The sequence below is a fragment of the Bacillus sp. KH172YL63 genome, from assembly GCF_011398925.1.
Classification (GTDB): domain Bacteria; phylum Bacillota; class Bacilli; order Bacillales; family Bacillaceae_B; genus Rossellomorea.
In genome coordinates this window covers 3,064,867-3,084,193 of the sequence record NZ_AP022842.1, presented here as the reverse complement: position 1 = coordinate 3,084,193, position 19,327 = coordinate 3,064,867, and the positions used below count along the sequence as shown (strand labels likewise).

Below are 19,327 nucleotides of genomic sequence, written 5' to 3'. Positions count from 1 at the left end.
GAAATGGAATACGTATGGGGGATAAAGATGACCTTATCCAAAAAGAAACAGCTGTATATCTTGCTGGCGTGGCTTGTGGTTGTACCTGCAGGATTATTTATCACTTATCACTATTGTCCGCCTGAAAATATTGCAGGAAATAAGCTGGAGCTCATCAGCCTCCTTGCTTTTGCTGCTGTGATCCCGCTCATGCCCATTGTGATCAACGGGTCTACCATCTTCTTCATTCAATGGGTGACACTTGTCGGTTTTATCAAATATGGACTATTTGTTGAGATCATCCTCATGCAATTTTCGATTATCCCTTTGCTCATCAAGCTGAAAGTATCAAAGATTGATTGGCACAGGGTTCCGCTTAATTCCCTGATGTTTTTCATCGTATCATGCGTGAGCGGGGTTCTTTATTTCATCCTCGGCGGAGACGTCGGAATGAGGGATATCGGTGATTTGATCCTTCCGATACTCGGCTATCAGGTCGCATCGATCATGGTCAATCAAGTTCTGCTGCTTTTGTATCACCATTACGTGGCAAACCATGATGTCCGCTTTTACACAAAGGACTTTGCGTGGGATTTCATGGCCAATATGATCATGTTCCCGCTATCCCTGTCACTCTATTATTTAACCTTTCAACTTGGCGCCTTCGCATCCCTGCTGATCGGTATCCCGTTCATCAGCCTTTCGATCACTTTGAAGCTTTATAATTCATCTGAAAAGATCAATGAGTATCTTCAGAAGGCGGGAGAAATCGGGCATCAGCTGACAGAGAGCCTGAAGGTGAAGGAAGTGCTTGATATTTTCATAGAGAAAATCATCGAAACCCTTCCGGTGGAATATGCGTACATACTTGATTGCCATGAAGAGGAACTGGTGCTTCTGCGCAGGGTCGAAAACGGAGAGATGAAATCGAACAACCTACTCCCCCTCAGGAAAAATCAAGGAATCAGTGGTGCCGTCTGGGAATCAGGGAAGTCCGTCATGTACACATGCCGTGCTGAATGGTCTGATATCGTGGAAGGGTACATGCCGGATGGAGTGGAAAGCGTACTATGTGTACCGATCGTCAGAAGCCAGAAGGTGAGGGGGATCCTCCTCCTTGCTTCATCGAAAAAGAAAGCATACGAAAAGTATCAGCTAATGATTGTCGATATCCTCTGTTCCTATTTCGGGATCGCGATCGCCAATGCAAGGCATCATGAGAGGACGAAGCGGAACAGTGAACGCTGTGCCCTCACCGGACTCTACAACTACCGCTATTTCGAAGATCTTCTTTCCATGGAGTTCAACAACCTCGAAGCGGGAAAACGGAAAAGCCTGTCACTCATCATGCTTGACCTGGACCATTTTAAAGTCATTAATGATAACTATGGTCATCAGAGTGGGAATGAAATCCTGATCGAGCTCGCCAACCGCCTGCTGGCATTGATTGATAAAAAGGGGACGGTAGCAAGATACGGAGGGGAAGAATTCATCATCCTCCTTCCTGATGTCGAACGGCAGGAAGCACTGTGCATCGCCGAGCTTGTCAGAAGCAAGATTGCGAACCAGCCGTTCACCCTTCATGACAGCCTGGATGAATCGAACAGGAAGATGATGGTGCGCATCACCGCAAGCATCGGGGTGGCGTCCGCGCCTGAAGACGCAGACGATACGATGGCACTCATCCGCCACGCCGACCGGGCCCTCTACACCGGTGCCAAACAGGCCGGACGGAACCGGGTGGCACAATACGCAAAATAATAGAAAGGATGTCTATTCATGCAGTAGACATCCTTTTTATATGACTCTTTTCGTATAGATTGTTGCTATTAGTAGACGTTAATGTGAGCATCCGATAATTTGAGACTTTGGAATAAAAAATTGCCATAGCAATGAATCAATGGCATTGTATTTGAATGACGATGATTACTACTATTCAGAAGATGAATTAATCCAGTGAATTTATGGTTTTTATCTTCGATGGTTGATTGGAGCGGAAGATGCTCGACTCCTGCGGGAACTGATGGACAGGTGAGACCCCGCAGGACGCAGTCCGAGGAGGCTCACCGCCATCCCCGCGGAAAGCGAGCATCTGGAGCGGAAATCAACCGCATCTCGCTTTTTAAAAGCCACAATGTTCACGAATACAGCCTTTTATATAAAGTGGAGAGCCAGATTGTTCATTCGCAAATATATTTGACAAAAATCTCCGTTATTGAGCAGTAAGTCCTATTAAAATAGTTTCAAGATTGATATAATGAAAGCATTATAGGATAACCAAAATGAGGGATATTATGAGAATTCAGCCAAAAATTCCGTTGTTAATGTTGTTTCTTGCACTATTATTTCATTCAACCACTACATATGCCGCCGGGAATGCAGATTTGAGTGTGAACTTCAATGTGACTCCATCCCAGGAAGTGATCGTCAAGCCGGTTGACGGAAATGCAAAGGCATCTTTGGATTTCAATATCGTGCCTTCCGGGGAAGTGAAAGAAACAAACCGCCCGCCAATCGATGTTGTTTTCGTATTTGATAAATCGGGTTCCATGAACAATACAAAAGATAAAATGCAAAATGCAAAGAACGGCCTTACCAATGCTGTTCAATTCTTCGAGAAAAACAAACAAAGAAACGACCGCTTTTCACTCATCACATTTTCTTCAGAAGTTGAAACGATACTTCCGCTAAGCAATGACCTCACAGCGATTAAAACTTCCATGTTATACACGACTGCCGGTGGCGGAACCAACTATACTGACCCTTTAAGGGCAGCAAAGGATATGCTGAGAAATTCACCTAATGAAAAGTATATCGTGTTCTTAACCGACGGACAGCCGATGATTGCTTCTTCGATAGACAAGGTAAAGAAAGAGATATGTATCAAACCGGTTTGGATTTTCTGCGGTGAAACCGGTGTCGTCGAAAGCGATCAGCAGGTCATCTATGATTATCAATACAAATATAACTATAATAAATGGCAACACAAAATATATTCGCCTGATAACAGCAAGCTGAAATCTTTATATGTCAAAACATTCTCGATGGACGGCACGTCGTTCAATGCCGGCTGGTACAACCCGGCAGATGTGGAGACCAACAGCCAGCAGATGCAGGCGCTGATCAAACAAAAAGGGCTAGAGGTGTCGAAGGAAATCTATAATGACAGAATCACCATGCACACCCTTGGCTACGGGGAAGGTGACCTCGACGACAGATACCTCGAAATGCTTGCAGGCCAGACGTCGGGAAGCTTCATCAAGGCAAGTGAAGGAAGCGTATCCGATGCATTTGAAAAGCTAGCCAATAAGTTGAACTCGGTTAAATTGGACGGGGAAGTAGTCGTCCCTTTACCTGAAAATGTATCTGTTGACCGCAATCAATATAAAGTTGTCAATCATACGGTATACATTCCGTTTTCAAGTGTGTATGAAGTAGGACAGGGAGCACCGACGCCGATCACGATTTCCCTTCCAGTTGAATTTTCGACAAAGGGATCATATCTTTTCAAAGATATGAAAATCCAATTTAAGACGGCAGAAGAAACGGCATGGAGAAATACGGCCAAAAAATCCGTTACGATCGAAGTGAAGGATGATGCACCTGCTTCTGTCACCGGTATGCTCGAACTCAGTAAAATCAATCAGGAACTGTTTAACTTAATCATTGAACAGGGGAAAGAGACGAATAAGTTTTCAGGTGTCTATCAGCTGAACTTTGGTGGACTCGTAAACCCTAAAGCCAAAGGGGAGATTAGTGAGATCACGATTCATCAACCATTGCCAGACGGAGTGGAGATGAATGAGGGAACCGGGATCACGATCGAGAATATCAACGGACAACGAACGGCTGTCATCAAGTTATCGCAAAGAATGACGTTTGATAACGGCAGGTTCTCCCAAGCCACCCTGAACATCCCTGTCAGCTTAAAGGCTGTCTGGGCTGTCAATAATGTGAAGATGCCTCAGGCGAAAGTGTATTATGTAGATTCAAGATACGGACAAAAAGTAAGCAGTAACTTAAATCCCAATCAAAGTGAAATCAGTGCGAAAGTAAGGACGCGACAGTTCCATAACCTGATTGAATATGCCTACGACGGTTATGCGAACGGAACGATCAAGAAGGTAAGGGTCCAGCTCCTTTCAGAGAATGTGACAGCCGTTCTTGAACCGGGTGTGAACAATACATTCCCGAATACTGCTGTAAAGGCGCTAACAAGCTCTTCCACACAACTTGCTATTACGTATAAGGATGGAACGGGGGCTGTGTTGTCATTCATCCCTGAACTGACGCTGAAGGATGGCGTTACTAAAAATGTATTGGCAGACCGTTCAACGATTTCAAACGAAGCACTGTTCATTCTTTCAAGAGGCGTGCCGGGTGCCGGTGTAACGTATGAATATCGCATCCTAAATGAGGATGAACTCTTAAGCGGATGGGCCGGCATCAGTCTCGGGGAAGAAAAGCTCCTTGATAAGATCGGAAAGAATGAAGTGCAGGTGAGGGCGAATGGAGGATTCGCAGTCGAAGGTGCGGTCGTCTCCAAAACGGTCTCGATTGAAGGCGAGAATTTAATCTCTGTGCCTTCCCTTATCGAACTATACGTAGGAGAAACGAAGTCATTCGACATCGATATCTTCCCGTTTGGAAGGCCGAATGAGAATTATGCTGTAAATGTCCTTCCTGGACGCGACAAGTTCATCAATGCTGCATACAGCAAAGATGTGAGTAGCAAGGAAAACAGACTGACCGGATTATCCCCTGGTGAGGACACGGTTGAAGTGTCGATCTTGAATGGGCGATACAAAAAATTGATCCGTGTCATTGTGAAATCCAGATTCGTCGAGCTCAATAGCATGGATTTTGATAAGTCGAAATACACGCTGCTGCTCGAAGGTGATGAGATGGACGTGTATTCGAATCTCTTGTTTAACCCAACGAATGCTACCAATAAAGCGATTAAAAGCGTCACGGATACAGGAAATGGCGTAGTGAAGATCATCAAAGAAAATGGGGAATGGAAAGTGGTTCCCGAAAATGTAGGCGTCACGACCATCACGGTGACGTCCGATGCGAACCCAGACATTAAAGCCACTGCAATATTCGAAGTGGTATCTGATGAAGGTGAGAATCCTGGTAACGGAGATGGAAGCATCGATGGAAGGTGGTAGAATAAAAAACGTGGCTATGAGCGATCATAGCCACGTTTTTTTATTCTACCAATATCTCATCGCTGATAAGGGAAAGTGCCTCGACCCGCGGAAGGGCATCGAGCTTGGATAGAAGCACGTCTTTATTATAATTGACGATGAACCGGGATAACTTTTCCTCCTGATTCGAAAAAAGGTCGGTCTTGATACTTGCCATATTGTCCACATTCCCCCGGACGGCATTGACAGTCAGGTTGCCCCTTGAGAACACCCCTCCGTTTACATAGAAGAGGGAACCGACCCCGTACAGCGTTGCATCACTGTCTGTATAGAAGAAGGCCTGTAATGGTTTGATGCTTTCTGCAGGATCAGGCAAAAGGGAAGCTTTGTCCTTCTCTGATTCGTCGGCATAGTACTGGAATTCATTCATCCGCGTGACCAATAACTGTCCCTTAGATAGAAGGATGAGCTGTCCGGTTCCAGAGGTACCGCTGTGTCCTGTGATATTCAGGTTGGAAATGCTTGTCTTTCCTTTCGCATAAATGACAGAGTCAAATGCGATTTCATCATTCTCACCATTGGGGTCATTGGCATCTCCCTGGATCGTTAAATTCCTGCCGGAGAAAATGTTCCCTTCGATAATGGAAGTGGAATTTTGAGACTGAAAAGAAGTATTGTCGAAACTGACGATGTTGTCACTGATCTTTACCGGTGCATTTGCTTCGATCGACACCTTTCCGGCAGCGATGATATTTCCGATATTCATTTCGCCAGTCAAATTAGAAATCGTTACATTCCCTGTAGAAATGATGTTGCCTATACTCATGGCAGAGTTCGCCAGGATGTTGACATCTCCCTGTACGATCAGGTCTACGCCTGTATTGGCGAGGGATTTCACCGTGATGCTCCGGTTTGATTTCACGATGCCTTGTACGTTGGGATTCAGAATCCCGTTCGTGATAGGTGGGAGAATCGGGGTGTTCACAAGGAGATTACGGCCGATTGCAGAAATCAGATTATCCTGGGTAATGCTTGTACCCAGCGGGAGATTAAGAGAACTCAGCACTTTGCCGACTTCCTCTTCATAGGTCCGATCGAATGCGATGTCTGTAAACTGGCTGTCCTGTTTAATCTCCGGCATTGGAAGATGGGGATAAAACTTTTCATCATCAACCAAAGATTTGATAGCGGCATAGCTGGACGGTTCATAACTGGTATACAGGTCGCCCATGATGGATGGCAACGGGGCCTCGACATCCAGCTGGTCAGACGCTGACAGCTGATACTTTGCGTTCTCACTGATGCCCAGTGAACGGGCGTAGACGTTCCCCACGAGATGGGGCGAGCCGTTCAATTCAAGCATGCCCCTTGATCCCAATGTGTATTTCAGAAAGCTTGGGATGGGGGACAGGATGATTCTTTTTCGAACGGTTTTTTCGATTTTACCCTGTTCCGAATCTGGATTTTTCGTCTGCACAATCAATTCATACACACGGGTTAGATTGGTATTCAAATACGCCAATCCAAAAGTATGATAGGTGAGGGAGTTTGCTTTCCCGCAATGATCTCCCAGGAGATTATAGGCTGTCTGGCCGCTGACATCGACGATGGTGATGCATTTGATCGTATCGGATGTCCCGTATGAAGGAATGATATCTGATTGGATGAAGTCTGCGACTTTTGTATTCATATTCAGTGGTGTCAGTTGATCGATGCCGAGCTTTTGTGACGGCTGGAGTTGGAAGACGAGCTTTGCAGAAATCTCTTCGACCGCTTTTAAGCCTTCGTATGTAATGTCGATGTCTGTTTCCCTTACCTCAGTTCTTTTGGCGCCACCGATCGTAGAGCTGATGATGGCCATGCCTATCGTCACCATCACGAGCGAGGTGATGAGGACGGTCAATAAGGCGTTTCCTCTTTCATTGGTTAACAACGTGCTTTTCTCCCTTCTAGAATCCAAAGTTACTTTCTAATTGAAGTGTCTTATCGAAATGAGGATGGCTCACGTCGAAATGCAATGTGATCATGGCATCCTTACATGGACTTGCCGTGCAGCTGGTGGATACGGTGGAACCGGTGAAATCTGAAGGTGTCTCGAGGATGACCCCGTTAAAGCTCCATTGATGTTTGTCACCCACTTGCACGAGTTGGAGTGTTTGGGCATCCTGCTGGATCGCGCCATCTTCCACTTCATAGAAAGATTTACCGGAGTACGGCGTAACCTTTTTTTCGGTATTATTCACGAATGTGATGCAGGAGGTGCTGTCGGGCGCACACCCTTCTACGCTGTCAAAAGGATAGGAATACAGATTCTTCATGACCATCGCCGATACATAATCTGCATCTTCCCTTAACTGTGTATCGATTGATACCTTTTCATAGACTTTGTATCCGGTAATGATCGCCCCGTACGTGACGGGTAAAAGGATGGAGGAGATCGTCAATGTGACCAATAGCTCAATCAAGGTGATTCCCCTGTTATCGGATGTCTTCGCTTTTAACCTTTCCATCAACCGATGTATGGTATTCCCGGTCATTGATTTCCCACCTCACTTGAATTGTAATTGGAATATAATAATCCATTTCATCGCTGTTGCTGACAGGCTCGGAATACACACTCGTTTCGTATTCCAATCCGTTGATCATAATATTTTGTTTGTTTGGGCATGAATCTGCTTCTGGAGTAGAGTTGGAGAAAGTGCGGTACTTGTCATCGCAGATGAATACATTCAAGAATGCATCATCGGGTTCAGTGGTTCCTGTGTTGACGCCATGAAAATAATCCCTCGTTTCGGGGAAGTTTTGCTTTTCCATGAACATCAGGACATTCCGGGCGACATTCACCCCCACCGTTTTCTTCTGGTTGTAGTTCGTATATGTACTGGATTGCAGAAAGAATTTCATAAAGCTGAGGAGGACGATCCCGAGGATGGTAATGGAAACCAAAAGTTCGATCAGGGTGAACCCTCTATTATTTTTTAATATTTTTATATGTTTCACTCCCACACCCGCTTTCAAAATACCTGAGTTTATTATACAATATCTAGTAGTCGAAACTTGTTAAATTAAGTCTGATTTATATGAAATATATCATAGGAAGGGGTTGAATGTAAGATGATTTACCTATTTTCAATACTCGCACTTATTCTATTGCTACCTATTTTATATTTCATTCCGATAGGATTGAGCGTGAAGGGGAAATTGTTGATCGCTGCAATTGCCTTTAGTTTGACTCTCCTCGGACTGGTCGCATCAAACACTTACCCGATTTGGATGATAGGTACCATGCTGATAGTCCTGCTCGGGATTTCATCCTATATGATCGAACAGCGCTTCAGCAGTCTATTGGTACCGGCTGGTCATGATTTGGAAGAAGCGGAATCTGTGCATACATTCGAAGGATCCAAGGAAACCATACATATGGGGAAGAGTGAAAGCAACGCTTTAGAGGAAACGGTCCTTCCTGCCTCCCGTGGGGAAGAAAGTGAAGCAGCCCTTGATGTGGAAGACCCGTTGGAGAAAGATGATATCATTGAAACTGTAGAAGAGCTTGAAGTGGCAGTATCGGAACCGGAGACGGCAGAGGAGAGCCTTGAAGAAGACAGCATCCCGCAAGGCATGGATACCATCCAGACAGAAGAAGACGAAAGTGAATGGTTCATTGAAAATACCGAAGAAAACGGTCTGAATGAAGTCCTTTCCGAGGAAGCAGCTGCTCACGTGGAAAGCGAAGAAATCGTAAGCGATCTGAGTGAGATTGAAAGTATGCTGAGTGATGACAGTGTAGAGGATGAAAGTGAACCCGAAGACATCGAAGAGGCATCGGATGAAGTATTAGAAGACTCCGAAGACTCCGAAGACTCCATAGACAATGAAGAGCTCCACGAGAAAGAAGAAGTAGAGACTTCAGATGAGCAGGAAGATCTCGAGGACCTCCTTTTCGAAGAGGGTCTCCCTACAGAGGAACTTGATTCGACAACTGATGATGCAGAGATTCCATTGTCGCCGGAAGAAGCGGGTGAGAGCATTGCACCACAAGAGTCGGAGAGTGAAGGGCTACCCGAGCGTCCAAGGATCATGAGGGAAGTGATGAAGACGATGATTGAACAGATTTCTCTTTCACGGAACCTGTATTCATCGGATCAAATGGAAAACATGATCAAACACTATCTACACCCGAGTTTACACGACCAAGATTACTACACATTTTCAAGAATATTAATGGATCATTACATTTCGTCAGGGCAATTCGAGGACCTGGAAATGTTCATCAAAGGAATCCGCGAAAGATTCAAAGCGTACCCTTATATTCAAATGGATCTCGAACAGACGAATGAATATGCAGTAGAGCAACTTAGTGAAATTAAAACGATAGAATAGGTGAGATGACATGAAAAGAAGCGCAGAAATGAAGACATTACCGATAATCAGTATATCCGACGGAAGCGAAATTGGCAGGGTCAAATCCCTTGTGATCAATCCGGACAAAGGATCTGTGGATTTCCTTACAATCGAACATGAAGACTGGCAGATCAGCGTGAAGGCAATTCCATTCAAAAAGGTGATCGGGATCGGGGAATACGCCGTGACAGTCGAAAATGAGAATGCCGTGATCGACTTGAATGAAATTCCGATCGCGAATCAGCTTGTGAATAAAAAAATCAAAATCAATGATACCCGCGTCATGACCCGTAAAGGTCAAATGATCGGAAGCATACAGGAATTCCTTGTGGATGAAGATACAGGTTCGATTGTTTCCTTGGAAATGCATGCACAGGACAAAACGTACTTCCTTGGAACCGAGCATGTGTTAACGTTCGGGAAAGACATCATCATTGTAAATGAAGATGCTGCTGAGAATTTCAAAGGATCTGTCGACCAAGTTGCCACTCCGGAACCGGCGATTGAGGAAGAACAAGTGGTATACGAGCCAGTAGTCCAGGAGCAGCCGCAGCAGGGTATTGAAACGATCAAGTCCAAGCAGACACAATTATTGGCTGGGAAAAAAGTGACGGAAGATATTTATAACCTTGAGGGGCATTTACTGATCGCAAAAGGTTCATCTTTGACGGAATCCGATATTAAAGCAGCGCAAGAAGCGGGCCCATCTGTGTTTGTAGATCTAACGATGAATATCAAGTAAGAACCAGGAAGGAGCCCAAAACGTGAAACAAGGTCTGCTTATTAAACTTATGACCGTTTTATTCTTATCTACGTTTTTTCTATACGGGTTTTCTCATTTAGGCGTCTATGCTTATGAATCATTTTTTGTCCAGTCTCTTAAACTCTCAAAGAATGCTGCAGTTGCATCTATCAATTTAGGCGGAATTAGCAGGGAAGAGGCTGTGAAGAGACTTGGGGAAAAGGTTGAAGAATGGAAAAACAGCCAAAATATCATACTTGAATACAGTGGGGAAAGCGTGAAATTGGACCCGTCCATCTTCACGTTCCATTTGGAAGAGAGTATTGAAAGGCTGGAGAATAATCCAAATACCAGTTTAATAGTCAGTGTAGATCAACCTTCTTTTGACGCTTTCCTTTCTGGACAATTGACAGATTATCATGCCGAGGAACTCAACGTCGTTTCCTTACAGGAATACTTGATTTCCTTGGTTGGCAGTCTTCAGGTCGATGAAGGGGTCAATATTTCCGACTACATAACTAGTAATGAGTCTGCACAAGTCATTTTTGAGGCAGTGTCCAATGAATTAGAGATCACACCAACGGTCAAGAACTTCATAGACAATTTTCCCACCATACCCATTGCACCGAACTCCCAGTTTTCATTTGCTGACTTCTTAGAATCTGAAGGATTTGTAGTTGAATCACAAGCTGATCTAAGTCCGGTGTCATCATTGCTGTATCAAATCAGTCTGCACTCCAACTTTTCCATCATTGAACGGAATATCAGCAAGCAGCTTCCTGATTATGTGTCTCTTGGCTTTGAAGCAAAATTTAATCCGATGAATAATCAGGATTTTGTCATCACGAATCCGAACGCAACAGGGTACGAGCTGAAATTGGGCATCGACGGTAACAGAATCAAAGCGCAGTTGCATGGTGTTCCTTTCCCTAATGCTTATAACGTGCGCTTATCGGATAAAGAAACCTTTGCCCCGCGGACGATTAAACAGTTCAGTCCATTTGTCGACAAGGGGACTGTCGATACTGTACAGCAAGGGGAGGATGGCGTTCTCATCAGGGTATATAAGCAGAAATTGAGCTCGTCGGGAGAAATCCTTTCAGAAGAACTGATCAACGAAGATTTCTATGCCCCCCTTCATAAAATTGCTGTCTACCCTTTAGAAGAGCATGAAGTGAATACAACTGAAGGTGACTTTGACAATATCCAGGACCAGGGCGAAGACGAAAGCGGTGATCCTGCTGGTGAGGAGGACACCAATCCAACCCCTCCTTCCGAAGATAGCGAGGGAGAACCTTCCCAGGATCAGGGTGATGAAGCGTCAAAGCAGCCTTCTTCGAAGAGCTCCGCTAAATCAAAGTCAGAGAAAAAAGAATATAAATAAGACCTTGAAGCAGGTGATACGGTGACGACGATTAAAAAAAGACTTGGGGATTTGCTTGTTGAGGCGGGAATCATTTCAGAATCCCAATTACAGGACACGCTGAAAGACAAAGCCAAGGGCCAGAAGCTTGGGGACGCCCTTTTACAAAGGGGATACATAACGGAACAGCAGCTGATCGAAGTACTTGAATTCCAGCTTGGCATTCCACATGTCAGCTTATACAGATACCCCTTCGAAACGAACCTTTTTCATTTAATCCCGAAAGAATCGGCAAAGCGAAACCTGATGATCCCCCTGAAAAAAGAAGGGGACAAGCTATTTGTCGCCATGAGCGATCCACTTGATTTCTACGCAATCGAGGACCTTCGCCTGGCGACAGGTTTTCAGATTGAGACGGCGATTGCCACGAAGGATGACATCCTGAAAGTCATCAATAAATTCTATGATTTAGAAGATGGATTCGAAGACCTGTTTCAGGAAAACAGAAATCAAAACCAGGTCGAAGAAGAAACGATTGTTGATTCAGAATCCCCGATTGTGAGACTAGTGAACGGGATTCTGTCGAATGCCGTCACACAAAAAGCAAGTGATATCCATATTGATCCACAAGAAACAAAAGTCGTCATCCGATACAGGGTTGACGGGATCCTGAGAACGGAACGAAATCTTCCGAAGCATATGCAAAGCATGCTGACAGCCAGGCTGAAAATCATGGCCAATCTGGATATCACTGAATTCAGGGTGCCACAGGACGGGCGGATCAAGGTGAATATCGACTTCCATCCGATCGACCTCCGTGTGTCGACATTGCCGACCGTATACGGGGAGAAAATCGTGTTGCGGATACTTGATCTTGGATCGAGCCTGAATGACCTCGGGAAACTTGGTTTCAATAAGGTGAATCACCAAAGATTCATGAAGATGATCCAGCAGCCGACAGGGATTGTCCTGATTACAGGACCTACCGGTTCAGGTAAGTCCTCAACCCTCTATGCAGCACTGAATCACCTTAACAGTGAAGAAGTGAACATCATTACGATCGAGGATCCGGTTGAGTATCAGCTCGAGGGGATCAATCAGATCGGCGTGAATCAAAACGTAGGTTTGACTTTTGCGAAGGGACTCCGGGCCATCCTCCGTCAGGATCCGAACATCATCATGGTCGGGGAGATCCGGGATAAGGAAACGGTTGAAGTATCAATCAGAGCGTCACTGACCGGACATCTCGTGTTGAGCACGATCCATACAAATGATGCGATCAGTACGGTTACAAGACTGCTTGATATGGGCGTCGAGCCGTTTTTAGTGGCTTCCTCCCTGAGTGGGGTGGTGGCCCAGCGGTTGATTCGGAAAGTATGCCGTGACTGCAAACAGGAAATGCCCGCCACGAAAAGGGAAGTCGAGATCTTTGCCAAAAGGGGTATGAAGATCGAAACGATCACCCGTGGAAGAGGCTGTTCATCCTGCAATATGACAGGATATAAAGGACGGATCGCCATTCATGAGGTACTGGTCATGAATGACGAAATGAAAAAGGTCATCCTGAACAACGAGCCTTTCTCGAAACTACGTGAACACGCGGTCCGGAATAAAACGATCTTCCTGATCGATGATGGGCTGCTGAAGGTGAAGCAGGGCTTGACGACCACGGAAGAAGTGTTAAGAGTAGCGATTTCAGAGTAGGTGAATGGAATGAAAGAAAAAGTTGATTATCTCTTGAAGTCAGCCTATGAACTTGGGGCATCGGATATCCACCTGACCGTGGGGTCTCCGCCGATTTTTCGCATCCACGGGGACTTGAAGAGATTCGGTAAAGAAAATTTACTTCCGGAGAGCACCTCATCCATGGCGAGGGCCATCATCGCTGAAAATATGTATGAGGTGTTTGAGGAAGTAGGGGAGCTGGATTTCTCCTATGGAATCCCGGGGGTTTCAAGATTCAGGATCAATGCGTTCAAACAGCGATCCTGTATTTCACTTGCGATCCGTGTCATCCCAACGTCGATCCCGACGATGGAGGAGCTTTTCCTTCCTCATGCACTGAAGACGATCGCGGAGAAGCCGCAAGGGCTGTTTCTTGTGACCGGTCCGACTGGCAGCGGAAAGTCTACGACACTTGCATCGATCGTCGACTATATGAACCGCCACATGAGAAAGCATATCATCACCCTTGAGGATCCGATCGAATACTTGCATAAACACGGCGCATCGATCATCGATCAGCGGGAAGTGGGGTTTGATACAGGCTCCTTTTCCAAAGGGTTGAGAAGTGCCCTCAGGCAGGATCCGGATATCATCCTCGTCGGTGAGATGAGGGATCTTGAGACGATTCATACAGCGATCACCGCTGCAGAAACCGGTCATCTCGTCCTGGCGACGCTTCATACATCAAGCGCACCAGCCACCATCGAGCGGATCGTCGATGTATTCCCGCCTGAACAGCAGTCACAAATCCGAGTGCAGCTTGCGTCGGTGCTGGTCGGGATTCTTTCTCAGCGCCTGTTTGCCACCGCAGACAAAAAAGGGAGAAGGGCTGCGACTGAGCTGCTTATGAATAATGCAGCGATCGCCAACCTGATCCGTTCAGAGAAAGTGCATCAAATTCAAAATGTCATGCAGACATCGAAGTCAACCGGCATGCACATCATGAGCGACAGCGTGATGAATCTCTATGAGGGAGGCCTCATCACAAAAGAAATGGCCTATCCTTACAGCAGAGAGGAGCTTCCTCAATAAATGGGACGTTTTAAATATACAGGCCGGGATCAATCGGGTAAAAAATCCGGAGTGATTACTGCCTCGACGAAAAAGGATGCACTCATCCAGCTGAAAAAGCAGGAAGTCAGGGTCGTAGACATCATGGAACTGCCGGAAACGCTGATGACGAAGGATATCACGATCGGCAACCCTGTGAAGCTGCAGCACCTCGTTATTTTCCTGAGGCAGTTTTCTACGCTCCTTCAAGCGGGGGTCACCGTCGTCGAATCTACCCACATCCTTGCCCAACAAACAGAAAGTAAGGCACTAGGTAAAGCACTGATGGAGATAGAGGATGAATTGAGGGACGGTAATCCGTTGTCTGATGCATTCGCCCGCCATAAAAAGATTTTTGAACCGTTACTTATCAATATGCTGAAAGCCGGGGAAGCATCAGGGAGTCTCGACGAAACGCTGGAAGGGCTCGCCACCCATTATGAAAAGCAGCATATCACCAGGCAGAAGATCATCTCGGCGCTCGCTTACCCGATGGTTGTAGGCGTCATTGCAATCGGCGTCGTCATCTTCCTATTGGCCGCCGTCGTGCCGACTTTCGTCAATATGCTCACCGACTTCGGCGGCGAGCTGCCGGCGATCACCAAGTTTGTCATCAGCTCGAGTGAATTTATGCAAAAGTTCTGGTATTTGATCATCTTACTTTTCGTGGCGGTTGCCGTCACGCTTGCCATGTTACGACGGAACAAGCAAACGAAATATTATCTCGACTATGCGATCCTCAGAATCCCGATCTTCGGGAAAATGTTGCAAAAAGCGGCACTCGCAAGGATGACAAGGACCTTAAGTTCCTTGTTCACAAGCTCAGTCCCGATTTTGCAGGCACTTGCCATCGTCGAGAAGGTCGTGGAAAACGAGGTCATATCCAAAGTGATCGGTGAATCAAGACGGTCATTGGAAAAGGGGATATCCCTCACAGAACCGATGAAGCGCCATTGGGCGTTCCCGCCGCTTGTGACCCAGATGATTGCCATTGGGGAAGAAACGGGCTCGCTGGACGCGATGCTCGCCAAAGTTGCCGACTTCTATGAAAAGGAAGTCGAGAGCACGACAGACCGGTTGAAATCATTGATCGAACCGCTCATGATTGTCATGCTCGCAGGACTGGTCGGCACCATCGTGACTTCGATCCTCGTCCCGATGTTCGAAATCTTCAACAGTGTCCAAAACTATTAAAAAACAACTATCATTTTGCAAAAAAATTGATATTTTTGTCGGATGAGTGTTGTATACTAGTACTAGATTACTAGATTTTAGAAAAAGATAACAAAACAGGAGGAATTATCATGTTAAAAAAATTAGGTCAAAAACTGAAAAATGAACGTGGATTGACGCTTATTGAATTACTTGCAGTTGTCGTTATTTTGGGGATTATCGCTGCGATTGCGATTCCTAGTATTGGCGGGTTGATCGATAACTCGAGAAAAGATGCACACGTTGCTAATGCTCAGCAAATGATTAGCTCAGCTAAAATTGCTGTTACTTCAAATGATAAAATTCACCCGGCAAGCGGTGCTTCAACCTACGTTAGTTTAGGGTATTTAGAGGCTCAAGGATATTTAGAAACAATGGATGATCCAGATGGTGGAAAAACAGATACTGATGGATACAAGAGAGGAACAGTCGCTCAAACTAGCTTTGGTGAAATCACTGGAAATACTTCATTTGTTAAAATAACAAATAACGGTGGTAAATTTACTTATGATGTTCAATTATATGGTGCGAAGAGAAATATCCCTTTATCTGCTGCAGAGGTTAACAGAGCAGCTGTAACAAATAACACACCATAATTATTTATATGGTACTTTTTATACTAATCTACGGTCTCCTCCTAGGCTCCTTCTACAACGTAGCAGGCCTCAGGATTCCGCTTAAAAAATCGATCGTCAAACCAAGGTCCGCATGTCCGTATTGTCATCATACACTGACGGCCAGGGAGCTTGTACCTGTACTATCCTATATGATGCAACGTGGAAAATGCGCTCAATGTAAGGGGCGCATTTCTCCTCTCTATCCATTGATGGAATTGTCTACCGGACTATTATTTCTGCTGTCTTATCTCAAGTTTGGTGCCCAGCCGGAGCTTGTTGTCGCTCTGACGCTGGTCTCACTTTTTATGATCATCACGGTCAGCGACATCAAGTATATGGTCATTCCTGACAAGGTGCTATTGTTTTTCTCGGTCCTTTTCATCATCGAACGGATTTTCATTCCCCTTGATCCATGGTGGGACAGTCTGGCAGGGGCCATAGCAGGCTTCAGTCTGCTGCTGCTCATCGCGATCATCAGTAAAGGTGGAATGGGCGGCGGAGATATCAAATTATTCGCTGTCATCGGGTTCGTTGTGGGGGTGAAACTGATGCTTCTCTCCTTTTTTCTCGCAACGCTCTTTGGGGCAGTGGTCGGGATCACCGGCCTCATGACCGGGTATTTCAAAAGGGGTGAACCGATCGCGTTCGGTCCGTACATTGTCATCGGTACACTACTCGCATATTTCTTTCATCAACCAATCCTGCATTGGTATTTTTCTTTATACAGCTAAAAGGGGTTATCCAAGATGTTATCACGTCTCTTCAATAAACATAATAATAAAATCAATCTCGTCATCAGTGATCAATGGATTCGGTTTGTGGAAATTAAATCTGTATCTCCATTACACATTTACAAACATGGAGAGAAGCGGATAGCGGACGGGATGATCTCAGATGGGAAAATCATTGAAAAAGAAGCGTTACAGGCCTTATTGGAAGAATGTGTCCTTGAGTGGGGGATCAAGAAGCGTGAAGTTCAATTCATCGTGCCCAACACTCAAATGATTGTAAGGAAAATGACGATTTCCTCAGACATCGCAGACGATGAAGTGAAAAGCCATTTGTTCCTTGAAATCGGGACGAGCATCCATCTTCCCTTTGAAAATCCAATCTTTGATGTGGTGGTTGTGGGGAATAAGGATGATAAGAAAGAAATCGTCCTTGTCGCAGCACCGGAAGATATCGTCCTTGACTATCAGCAGCTGCTATCAGACGCACATTTGAAGCCTGTCGTCGCCGATATCAGTCCACTTGCATACTACCGTTATATCCACTCACTGGATATCACACATCGTGCCCAGCACGAAATGCTCCTCTACTTCACCCAGAATAATGTGACGGTATCGATCTTCCATGACCATCAGCCGGTCTTTTTCAGGCCGATCGGCATTTCCCATGACCGGGAAGTGATGGAGGATTCTTCGATGAATCACAGCGGCTTTCAATCCCGTCCCTTTGATGAGACGGTGAAAGAAATCGATAAAGTGATCAGTTTCTACCGGTATACACTCACCAATGATGAAGCGGCCATCAACAAGATCTTTGTGGCAGGCGATCATCCGATGACCGGCGATATTCACAAACTGCTGTCCGACCGCTTTGACATCGGGGTCATCCACGTCCCTTCAGAAGCGCGGGATATCCATACGGACCAAAGATTATCTGACCAATTCCTGCTAGCAATTGGTTTAGGTTTAAAAGAGGTGATATAGTGCTCGTCGAAATCAATTTATTACCTCAAAGTGAAAAAAGAAACCGGCAGTGGCTCTTTGCGGTGATCGGCATTGCAGCTGTCGGACTGATCGCTCTTATTCTCTTATTCATATTGTCTTCCAATGAGGGAAAAAAGGTAGATGCTTTGAGCAGTGAACTTCAAGGCTACAAGCAGCTGCGGGCAGAAAAGGAGCAAAGCATCTCCAATTTCGAATCATCCGACGCCTGGGTTCAGCTCGAAAGCGCAGTCGGCTGGGCTGAAAGCTATCCAATCGAAACAGTTCCTGTCCTTGATGGATTGGTAGAGTTGCTTCCAGAACGTGGATTCATGAAAGAATTCACCTACGGGGAAAATGGAAGAGTCGGAGTAACCGTCCAATTCGACACGAGCAGGGAAGCAGCCTATTATTTAACCCATTTGAAGGAATCGGAATACATACTGGATGCGAATCTATTAGCTGTGGAAACAGAAGAGATATCCGGAAGTGAAATTCAAAATGTCATCAATACGGAAGTCATCCTGCCGAGGTACACGGCTCAATATGAGCTGACCCTTAACAGAGAAGCGATTAAGAGTAAGGAAAATGAAACCGAAGAGCAAGGGGGCGATTCGGAATGAGCATCCGGTTTTCAAAAAAAGAATGGATTGCGATCGGTACTGCCCTCGTACTGATGATCGGCCTGATTTTCAGCGCTGTCTGGTTTTTCTATCTTCCGGTGAAGAACCAAAGGGAAAATGTTCAAAATGACATCAACACAGAGAAGAAGTTGATTGAAGCATTGGATGGCAAGATCGCTTCCATCAAGCAGGACTCATTCGAAAACTCCAGCTCCCTTCAGCAAAAGGTACCGGTCAAACCAATGACGCAACAGCTGTTGATCGACCTTGAAAAAGCCGAGATCGTCTCTGACAGCTTCATCAAGTCGATGGCGTTTTCAGAAGGGTCTGTCACCTTGCCCATGACCGAAGGATCAGCTCTTCCTGCAGAGGGAGAGGTGGCTGAAGGAGAAGGTGTCGAAGGAAACCCGCCTCCTGGAGATATGCTGCCGCCGGGGATTCAAAAGCTTACTGCGACACTTGCCATTGAAGCAAAAAGCTATTTTGAAATTGAGAAATTCATCCAGGAACTAGAAGAATTGCACCGGATCGTGGAAGTTGAGCAAATTTCCTTCAGCGGGCCTGCTGAAATCCTCCAATATAAAGAGGATGTGGAGAATATTCAGTTGAACCTGGTTGTCTCAGCATTTTATTTACCAGGACTTGTGGAGTTGGAAAGTGAACTGCCGAAGCTTGATACACCGTTGCCATCGAACAAAAAGAATCCTTTTCAGCAGTTCCCGCAACAAAATTCAGAGAATGTAAAGATCAATTAAA

At 45.5% G+C, this 19,327-nt stretch carries 16 protein-coding genes; 13 read left to right on the top strand and 3 right to left on the bottom strand.

Features of this window, described 5'->3' with window-relative positions:
* Positions 1-27 precede the first annotated feature (27 nt).
* Together KH172YL63_RS15825 and KH172YL63_RS15820 are read left to right on the top strand one after the other, a co-directional pair.
* A complete protein-coding gene (locus KH172YL63_RS15825; protein ID WP_173107008.1) occupies positions 28-1,740 on the top strand; it encodes a sensor domain-containing diguanylate cyclase in 1,713 nt (570 codons plus the stop codon).
* A 533-nt stretch (positions 1,741-2,273) separates the two neighbouring features.
* Positions 2,274-5,150 (top strand): vWA domain-containing protein, encoded by a 2,877-nt coding sequence (locus KH172YL63_RS15820; protein WP_173107007.1) that lies wholly within the window; start codon positions 2,274-2,276, stop codon positions 5,148-5,150.
* A 40-nt stretch (positions 5,151-5,190) separates the two neighbouring features.
* Here the strand turns inward: KH172YL63_RS15820 and KH172YL63_RS15815 are convergent, their stop codons facing one another.
* From KH172YL63_RS15815 to KH172YL63_RS15805, 3 genes are read right to left on the bottom strand one after another with little or no spacing between them, the layout of a single operon-like run.
* Positions 5,191-7,062 (bottom strand): hypothetical protein, encoded by a 1,872-nt coding sequence (locus KH172YL63_RS15815; protein WP_173107006.1) that lies wholly within the window; start codon positions 7,060-7,062, stop codon positions 5,191-5,193.
* A 16-nt stretch (positions 7,063-7,078) separates the two neighbouring features.
* Positions 7,079-7,666, bottom strand: a complete 588-nt coding sequence (locus KH172YL63_RS15810; RefSeq protein ID WP_173107005.1) for a PilW family protein — start codon at positions 7,664-7,666, stop codon at positions 7,079-7,081.
* A complete protein-coding gene (locus KH172YL63_RS15805; protein WP_173107004.1) occupies positions 7,608-8,129 on the bottom strand; it encodes a type II secretion system protein in 522 nt (173 codons plus the stop codon). The genes KH172YL63_RS15810 and KH172YL63_RS15805 overlap by 59 nt, the downstream gene beginning before the upstream one ends.
* Before the next feature lie 114 nt (positions 8,130-8,243).
* Here KH172YL63_RS15805 and KH172YL63_RS15800 point away from each other — a divergent pair, with 114 nt between their 5' ends.
* The 11 genes from KH172YL63_RS15800 (at position 8,244) to KH172YL63_RS15750 (ending at position 19,326) form a co-directional block, all read left to right on the top strand.
* Complete coding sequence (locus tag KH172YL63_RS15800) at positions 8,244-9,509, top strand: hypothetical protein (RefSeq protein WP_173107003.1); 1,266 nt, start codon at positions 8,244-8,246, stop codon at positions 9,507-9,509.
* 10 nt (positions 9,510-9,519) lie between these two features.
* Positions 9,520-10,272 carry a PRC-barrel domain-containing protein gene (locus KH172YL63_RS15795; RefSeq protein ID WP_173107002.1) on the top strand — a complete coding sequence of 251 codons (753 nt, stop codon included), beginning with the start codon at positions 9,520-9,522 and terminating at the stop codon, positions 10,270-10,272.
* 22 nt (positions 10,273-10,294) lie between these two features.
* A complete protein-coding gene (locus KH172YL63_RS15790) occupies positions 10,295-11,656 on the top strand; it encodes a VanW family protein (RefSeq protein WP_173107001.1) in 1,362 nt (453 codons plus the stop codon).
* A 21-nt stretch (positions 11,657-11,677) separates the two neighbouring features.
* Positions 11,678-13,339: a GspE/PulE family protein gene (locus KH172YL63_RS15785; protein ID WP_173107000.1), complete on the top strand. Its 1,662-nt coding sequence runs from the start codon at positions 11,678-11,680 to the stop codon at positions 13,337-13,339.
* Between the two features lie 9 nt (positions 13,340-13,348).
* Positions 13,349-14,392, top strand: coding sequence for a type IV pilus twitching motility protein PilT (locus KH172YL63_RS15780; protein WP_173106999.1), 1,044 nt, complete (start codon positions 13,349-13,351; stop codon positions 14,390-14,392).
* Complete coding sequence (locus KH172YL63_RS15775; RefSeq protein ID WP_173106998.1) at positions 14,393-15,604, top strand: type II secretion system F family protein; 1,212 nt, start codon at positions 14,393-14,395, stop codon at positions 15,602-15,604.
* 110 nt (positions 15,605-15,714) lie between these two features.
* Positions 15,715-16,218 carry a type II secretion system protein gene (locus KH172YL63_RS15770; RefSeq protein ID WP_173106997.1) on the top strand — a complete coding sequence of 168 codons (504 nt, stop codon included), beginning with the start codon at positions 15,715-15,717 and terminating at the stop codon, positions 16,216-16,218.
* Positions 16,219-16,226: 8 nt separating this feature from the next.
* Positions 16,227-16,970, top strand: a complete 744-nt coding sequence (locus KH172YL63_RS15765) for a prepilin peptidase (RefSeq protein ID WP_173106996.1) — start codon at positions 16,227-16,229, stop codon at positions 16,968-16,970.
* 15 nt (positions 16,971-16,985) lie between these two features.
* The gene (gene pilM / locus KH172YL63_RS15760) at positions 16,986-17,951 is read left to right on the top strand and encodes a type IV pilus biogenesis protein PilM (protein WP_173106995.1); all 966 of its coding nucleotides are present in this window, start codon (positions 16,986-16,988) and stop codon (positions 17,949-17,951) included.
* A complete protein-coding gene (locus KH172YL63_RS15755; protein ID WP_173106994.1) occupies positions 17,951-18,571 on the top strand; it encodes a hypothetical protein in 621 nt (206 codons plus the stop codon). The genes pilM and KH172YL63_RS15755 overlap by 1 nt, the downstream gene beginning before the upstream one ends.
* On the top strand, positions 18,568-19,326 hold the full coding sequence (locus KH172YL63_RS15750; protein WP_173106993.1) for a hypothetical protein: 759 nt from the start codon (positions 18,568-18,570) through the stop codon (positions 19,324-19,326). Before KH172YL63_RS15755 ends, KH172YL63_RS15750 begins: the two co-directional genes overlap by 4 nt.
* Position 19,327 lies beyond the last annotated feature (1 nt).